The organism is Nocardioides sp. Root240 (genome assembly GCF_001428825.1).
GTDB lineage: Bacteria > Actinomycetota > Actinomycetes > Propionibacteriales > Nocardioidaceae > Nocardioides.
The window spans coordinates 1-6342 of record NZ_LMIT01000012.1; the positions used below are offsets into that span (position 1 = coordinate 1).

The window sequence follows — 6342 nt, forward strand, 5'->3', positions numbered from 1 at the left end:
GCCCCGCCAGATCATGATCGTCCCCGAGCTCCCCAAGACCCGCTCCGGCAAGATCATGCGCCGACTCCTGCGCGACGTCGCCGAAGGCCGCACCGTCGGCGACACCCAGACCCTGGCCGACGCCTCCATCATGGACCTGATCTCGGCCGGCCAGGCCACCACCACCGAGGACTGACCAGGTTCACCGTCGTAACGTCATAGGCTCCGTGGGCTCAAGCCCACGGAGCCTATGACGCAAGATCGCGCAAGCCCCTGAGGAGCAACGATGCCGGTGTGGCAGCCCGTCGACTGGTCCGCGCTCCCGCCCGCGCTGGCGGCGTTCTGGACGGAGCGGCACCTCTGCACCCTGAGCACCCTGGACCGCGACGGCGCCCCGCACGCGGTCGCGATCGGTGCCGCGCTCGACGCTGAGCAGCAGTGCGCGTGGGTCATCACCGACGGCGGCTCGCAGAAGGTCGCGAACCTGCGCCGTGACGGCCGCCTCGCGGTGAGCCAGGTCGACGGCGCGCGCTGGTCCACGATCATCGGCACGGCCGAGGTGCTCTCCGATGCCGCCTCGATCGAGCGCGCCTGCGAGCGGTACGCCGCCCGCTACCGCCCGCCGCGCGTGAACCCGAACCGGGTGGCCGTGCGGATCGCCGTCCAGCGGTTCCTCGGGTCGTCGCAGGTCCTGCCGCAGGCCTGACCGCCCTCCAGGGCCTTGACAGGCGGATCCGTCGAGGCGCATTCTCCTAATCATGTTAGGAGAACCGAAGCGCAGTAGGATCGCCGAACGTCGTGAGGCGACGCGCCGGGAGATCCTCGACGCCGCGTGGGCGCAGGCACGCGAGGTCGGCATCGCGAGCATCACGCTGCGCGACATCGCCCGCGCGGTGGGCATGCAGCCCCCGTCGCTCTACACGCACTTCGACTCCAAGAACGCCGTCTACGACGCGATGTACGCCGAGGCGTGGGCGGAGTACGAGGCCCACGCCCTCGCCCAGCTCGGGAGCGTCCCCGAGGAGCCCCGGGCCGCCCTCCACCTTGCGTCGAAGGTGTTCTTCGACTTCGCGGTCGCCGACCTGGCCCGGCACCAGCTGATGAACCAGCGCACCATCCCCGGGTTCGAGCCGAGCGCCGAGGCGTACGCCCCGGCCGTGCGGGTGCTCGACCACGGCATCGCCTTCCTCGCCGCGCACGGCGTGACCGAGCGTGCCGACTTCGACATCTGGATCTCCCTGCTCGGCGGCCTGATCGACCAGCAGCTCGCCAACGACCCGGGTGGTGACCGCTTCGCGCGGTTGCTCGGACGGGCCATCGACATGTTCGCGGACGCCGTCGGACTGTCACCGCTCCCCGAGAAGCGCCCGACCCGCCAGAAGGCAGGTACCAGGAAATGAGCACCACCGTGAAGAACCAGAAGAGCACCGCCCTGCGCCGTCCCGAGATCCCGCGACCGGCGGCGATGAGGCTCGCCGCTGATGAGTACCGCCGCTACGCCGACGCGGTGGCCGCCCTCGACGCCACCGCGTGGACCCGACCGACCGCCTGCACGCTGTGGGACGTGCGACAGATGACCGCTCACGTCGTCGGCATGGCCGAGATGGCCGCCGGCATCCGGGAGGGGGCGCGGCAACGCAAGATCGCCGGCAGGGACGCCGCGGCGAAGGGGATCGCGTTCATCGACGCGCTCACCGACGTCCAGGTCCGCGAACGCGCCGACCACGACCCGGCCCGGCTGACCACCGACGTCCGCGCGGTCGGACCGCGCGCCGCCCGCGGCCGCCGGATGACGCCGTCCTTCATCCGGCGACGGGACATGGGTGTCGCGCAGGTCGTCCAGGGCGTCGAGGAGAGCTGGGCGCTCGGCTTCCTCCTCGACGTGATCCTCACCCGCGACACCTGGATGCACCGCAGCGACGTGGCCGAGGCCACGGGTACGACGATGACGCTCACCCCCGAGCACGACGGCGCGATCGTCGCCGACGTGGTCGCCGAGTGGGCCGGGCGCCACGGCCGGCCGTACCGCCTGAACCTCACCGGCCCGGCCGGCGGCGAGTGGGGCGCCGGCTCGGGCGGGGAGGAGATCGAGATGGACGCGGTTCAGTTCTGCCGGGTGCTGTCGGGCCGGGGCTCGGGCTCCGGGCTGCTGTCGACCGAGGTCCCGTTCTGAGCTGACGCCAGGAGCAGCACCAGCACGCCGATGACGGCCGCGAGCACCGACGCGAGCAGGATCCCGACCTTCGCCTCGTCCGTCAGCCCTGCCGAGCCCGGGAAGGACAGGCCGGCGATGAACAACGACACCGTGAACCCGATGCCCGCCACGGCGCCGACACCGAGCAGCTGCGACCAGGACGTGCCGGCGGGCATCCGCCCGATGCCGAGCCGGATCGCGAGGAAGCACGCGAGGCCGATGCCGAGCGGCTTGCCGATCACGAGACCGACGCCGACGCCCAGGCCGACGGCCGAGGTGACCGCGGAACCGATGTCGTCGAGGGCGACGCCGGCGTTGGCGAGCGCGAACACCGGCAGCACGACGTACGACGACAGCGGGTGCAGCCGCGCCTGGAGGCGCTCGGTCATCGGGACCGACTCCCCCACGAGGAAGCGCAGCCGGCGCAGCTCGTCGGCGTCCAGGTCGTTGTCACGGAGCGCGTCGGCGGCGAACTCCGTCGCGACCTCGGGCCGGAGCAGTGCGACCGCCGGGGTCAGCAGGCCGATCGCGACGCCGGCGAGCGTGGCGTGCACGCCGGACTCCAGCAGCGCGAACCAGGTCGCCACGCCGAGCGCGACGTAGACCGGGACCGACCAGACGCGGGCGGCCCGCAGCACCGCCATCACGCCGAGCAGGGCGAGCGCGACGACCAGCCAGCCGACGGCGAGGTCGTCGGTGTAGAACAGCGCGATCACGAGGATCGCGCCGATGTCGTCGACGATCGCGAGGGTGAGCAGGAACAGCCGCGCCGCCGGTGGCACACGCCGGCCGAGCACGCCGAGGACGCCCACGGCGAAGGCGATGTCGGTCGCCATCGGGATGCCCCAGCCGGCTCCCGCCTCGCCGGAGCTGCCCGCGAGGGCGACGTACAGCAGGGCGGGCACGACCATCCCGCCGACCGCGGCGATGATCGGCAGGGCGGCGGTGCGCGGGTCGCGGAGGTCGCCGTGGACCAGCTCGTCCTTGATCTCGAGGCCGACCACGAAGAAGAAGATCGTCATCAGGCCGTCGTTGACCCAGTGCTGCAGCGACTCCTCGATCCGCCAGCTCCCGACCTCCAGGGAGACCGGCGTGTGCCAGAAGTGGTCGTAGCCCGACGCCCAGCCCGCGACGGGCAGGTTGACCCACAGCAGGGCGACGACCGTCGCCACGAGCAGCAGCAGGGAGCCCGCGGACTCGACCCGCAGGAAGTCGCGGACAGGGCGGGCGACGTACCGGGCCAGCGGGCGGTCGCTCGCGGTCCAGACCGGCCCGTGGCGCCAGAGGGCGTCGGGTGCGCGGGGCGGCTCGGTCATGTCATCAGCTCCGTGGGTCACGAGGGCAGGGGTTCTCACCTGCCGACCAGACTTCCCGGCTCACCTACAAGCACCCTAGCGGTATCGGTAAGGTCGGCGTCATGGCCATCGAACCGCTCCGCGAAGAGCCGACCATCGGGCGCCTCATCAAGGACGCGCAGACCGACTTCTCCACGATCATGCGCAAGGAGATCCAGCTCGCCAAGGCAGAGCTGAAGGTCAGCGTCACCGCGGGCGGGGTCGGGCTCGGCCTCGTCGGCGCGGCGCTCTTCCTGCTGGTGCTGGCCGTGATCATGCTGTCGATCGCCTTCGCCTACCTGATCCACTGGAACGGCTCGGGCCTCGACCTGCACTGGGCGTTCCTCATCGTGTTCGGCGCCTACGTCCTGCTCGCCGGGCTGCTGCTGTTCCTGGCGCTGCGCAGCTTCAAGCGGGTCAAGGCACCCGAACGCGCGATCGAGCAGGGCAAGGAGATCCCCCGCGCCCTCAAGGGCCAGGCCAAGGCCTGAGACCGGGACCGACCAGGACGACCGGGAGGTACGCCGATGGCGAGGCAGCCGGTCGTGGCCGGGCGGGCCGAGCAGCTGCTCGGGTCCGCCGTCGTGGCGACCGCTCCGGTCGCCGGCGGTGACATCGCGACCGCCGTCAAGCTGCGCCTCTCCAACGGCCGCACGGCCTTCCTCAAGACCCTCGCCAGCGCGCCGCCGCAGTTCTTCGAGCGTGAGGCCGCCGGGCTGCGCTGGCTCGGCGAGGCGACCGCGGACGGAGGCGTCGCCGTCCCCGAGGTGCTCGCCGTCGACCACGACTGCCTGATCCTCGCCTGGGTCGAGCCGGGCCGCCCGAACGCCGAGGCCGCCGGCACCTTCGGCCGTGCCCTCGCCGCGACCCACCGCGCCGGCGCCGACGCCTTCGGCGCCCCCGACGACGGCTACATCGGCCGCCTCCCCCTCCTCAACCGCACCCTCCCGACATGGGCGGAGTTCTACGCCGAGCGCCGCATCGCGCCGTACCTCAAGGTGCTGCGCGACAAGGACATCGTCACCGCCGACGAGGCCGCCACCGTCGAGGCTGCCGTGGCCCGCGGCGCGCAGATCGTGCCCGAGGAACCGCCCGCCCGCCTCCACGGCGACCTCTGGAACGGCAACGTCCTCTGGGCCGGCGAGGACCGCTCCTTCGTGATCGACCCGGCGACCTACGCCGGCCACCGCGAGGTCGACCTCGCCATGCTCGCCCTCTTCGGCCTCCCCCAGCTGCAGCTGGTGATGAGCGCCTACGACGAGGCCGCCCCGCTCGCCGACGGCTGGGAGGACCGGATCGGCTTCCACCAGCTGTTCCCGCTGCTGGTGCACGCCTGCCTGTTCGGCGGGCAGTACGGCGCGCGTGCGGCGCGGGTGGCGGCGCGCTACCTCTGATCGTTGCCCTCGGTGGTTGAGGTGCGAGGCGCGCCAGCGCCGAGCCTCGAAACCTCTGGCCATGCCGGGACTCCTCCCTCGGGTTCCGTTGGCCGCGGGGTCAGGTCTTCAAACGGCAGCGACGAGAGGGCTGGGCGGGTGGTCGGTTCCGCCGGTCGGCTCGCGGTTGCCGTCGCCTCCCGCTGGTTGAGGTGCGAGGCGCCCTGGCGCCGAGCCGCGAAACCTCTGTTGACGATGCTGGGACTTCTCCTTCGGGTTCCGTTGGTCGCGGGGTCGGGTTCTCAAGCGGCAGCGACGAGAGGGCTGGGCGGGTGGTCGGGTCCGGCGGTCGGCCTCCGGATGGTCGAACAAAACCACTGAAACCCGCTAGAAAAGTGGCGAAAGTGCCCTGTGGAGAACACGCCCTTCGGTAGCGTTCGAACAGATGTTCGAGTAGAATGGACCCATGATCTTGGACCCCTCGACCCACGCGCCGGCCTTGCTGCTGGCGCGCGCCGAGGACCTCGTGACCGAACGCCGCCTGGTCGAGATCGAAGCACTCCAGGTCCTCCTCGCGNTGGGCCGACGTGTTCTCCGGCGACCCGCAGGCTGAACCCGGTGCGGTGCCGGTCCGGCGCGGCGGGCCGAAGCTGGTCCACCCCGGCGGTGAGGGCACCCCCGGCATCTCGGATCTGGCGTTGGACGAGATCGCGATCGCCCGCTGCGAAGGCGTCGGCGCGACCCGACGGGCGTTGGCCGACGCTCTGGACCTGCGGCACCGCCTCCCGCTCGTGTGGGCCGGCACCCAGAAGCTCGAGTGCGAGACCTGGGTGGTGCGCCGGGTCGCGACCCTGTCGCGGAAGCTCACCCGTGACCAGGTCCGGATCGTGGATGTCGCGGTCGCTGCAGCGTTGGGTCAGGCGCCGAACCGGATCCTCGCGATCGCCGAGGCCAAGATCATCGAGGCCGACACCACCACCNAGCGAATCAGCGACACAATGGGGTCTGGTACTCCCAGCCCAAGCCCGGCGACCAGATCGCCGACGTCGACAACACTGCGGGTGTCGCGACCGCGTACGCCCGCCTCGACGAAGCCGACGCCCGGGTCCATGAGGCGTTCATCGAACGGCTTGCGGTCGCACTCGCCGAGCAAGCGTCACCTGAGGAGCAGGACCTCGGGATGGACCACTGGCGTGCCGAAGCGTTCGCGATGTCCGCCGACCCCNAGCTGAAGTGGTCGCGACCAGCGGCAGTGCGGCGGAGGTCGTCGTGCACGTCGCGACCACCGACACCGGCGACCTCGGACCTGTTGCACGGGTCGAGGACCTCGGTCCCCGGACCCTCACCCAGGTCCAGGCGCTGCTCGCCCGGCACACCCAGGTCACCGTCACCCCCGTGGTCGACCTCCACCACGGCCGGTCGGTCAACGGCTACGAGCACCCCACCGACGTCAAGAAGCGCA

General features: G+C 71.7%; 6 protein-coding genes. 5 read left to right on the plus strand and 1 reads right to left on the minus strand.

What is annotated here, in order from left to right; genetic code table 11:
* Nucleotides 1-265 precede the first annotated feature (265 nt).
* The 3 genes from ASE20_RS16395 to ASE20_RS16405 are packed head-to-tail and all read left to right on the plus strand — an operon-like array spanning nucleotide 266 to nucleotide 2152.
* On the plus strand, nucleotides 266-685 hold the full coding sequence (locus ASE20_RS16395) for a PPOX class F420-dependent oxidoreductase (protein ID WP_056895663.1): 420 nt from the start codon (nucleotides 266-268) through the stop codon (nucleotides 683-685).
* Nucleotides 686-737: 52 nt separating this feature from the next.
* Entirely contained in the window at nucleotides 738-1379 is a 642-nt protein-coding gene (locus ASE20_RS16400) for a TetR/AcrR family transcriptional regulator (RefSeq protein WP_056895664.1), read from the plus strand.
* Nucleotides 1376-2152, plus strand: coding sequence for a maleylpyruvate isomerase family mycothiol-dependent enzyme (locus tag ASE20_RS16405; RefSeq protein ID WP_200952846.1), 777 nt, complete (start codon nucleotides 1376-1378; stop codon nucleotides 2150-2152). The genes ASE20_RS16400 and ASE20_RS16405 overlap by 4 nt, the downstream gene beginning before the upstream one ends.
* On the opposite strand, the gene nhaA is transcribed toward ASE20_RS16405, so the two are convergent.
* Nucleotides 2083-3489: a Na+/H+ antiporter NhaA gene (gene nhaA, locus ASE20_RS16410; protein ID WP_082612499.1), complete on the minus strand. Its 1407-nt coding sequence runs from the start codon at nucleotides 3487-3489 to the stop codon at nucleotides 2083-2085. The genes ASE20_RS16405 and nhaA overlap by 70 nt on opposite strands.
* 101 nt (nucleotides 3490-3590) lie before the next feature.
* Between nhaA and ASE20_RS16415 the strand changes: the two genes are divergently transcribed.
* On the plus strand, nucleotides 3591-3998 hold the full coding sequence (locus ASE20_RS16415) for a phage holin family protein (protein WP_056895665.1): 408 nt from the start codon (nucleotides 3591-3593) through the stop codon (nucleotides 3996-3998).
* A 36-nt stretch (nucleotides 3999-4034) separates the two neighbouring features.
* Nucleotides 4035-4901, plus strand: coding sequence for a fructosamine kinase family protein (locus tag ASE20_RS16420; RefSeq protein ID WP_056895666.1), 867 nt, complete (start codon nucleotides 4035-4037; stop codon nucleotides 4899-4901).
* Nucleotides 4902-6342: the final 1441 nt, after the last annotated feature.

Excerpts from the sequence above, each read along its gene's own strand:
- ASE20_RS16405 (WP_200952846.1), top strand. The coding sequence starts at position 1,376 with ATGAGCACCACCGTGAAGAACCAGAAGAGCACCGCCCTGCGCCGTCCC.
- ASE20_RS16415 (WP_056895665.1), top strand. The coding sequence starts at position 3,591 with ATGGCCATCGAACCGCTCCGCGAAGAGCCGACCATCGGGCGCCTCATC.
- ASE20_RS16420 (WP_056895666.1), top strand. The coding sequence starts at position 4,035 with ATGGCGAGGCAGCCGGTCGTGGCCGGGCGGGCCGAGCAGCTGCTCGGG.
- ASE20_RS16395 (WP_056895663.1), top strand. The coding sequence starts at position 266 with ATGCCGGTGTGGCAGCCCGTCGACTGGTCCGCGCTCCCGCCCGCGCTG.
- nhaA (WP_082612499.1), bottom strand. The coding sequence starts at position 3,489 with ATGACCGAGCCGCCCCGCGCACCCGACGCCCTCTGGCGCCACGGGCCG.
- ASE20_RS16400 (WP_056895664.1), top strand. The coding sequence starts at position 738 with ATGTTAGGAGAACCGAAGCGCAGTAGGATCGCCGAACGTCGTGAGGCG.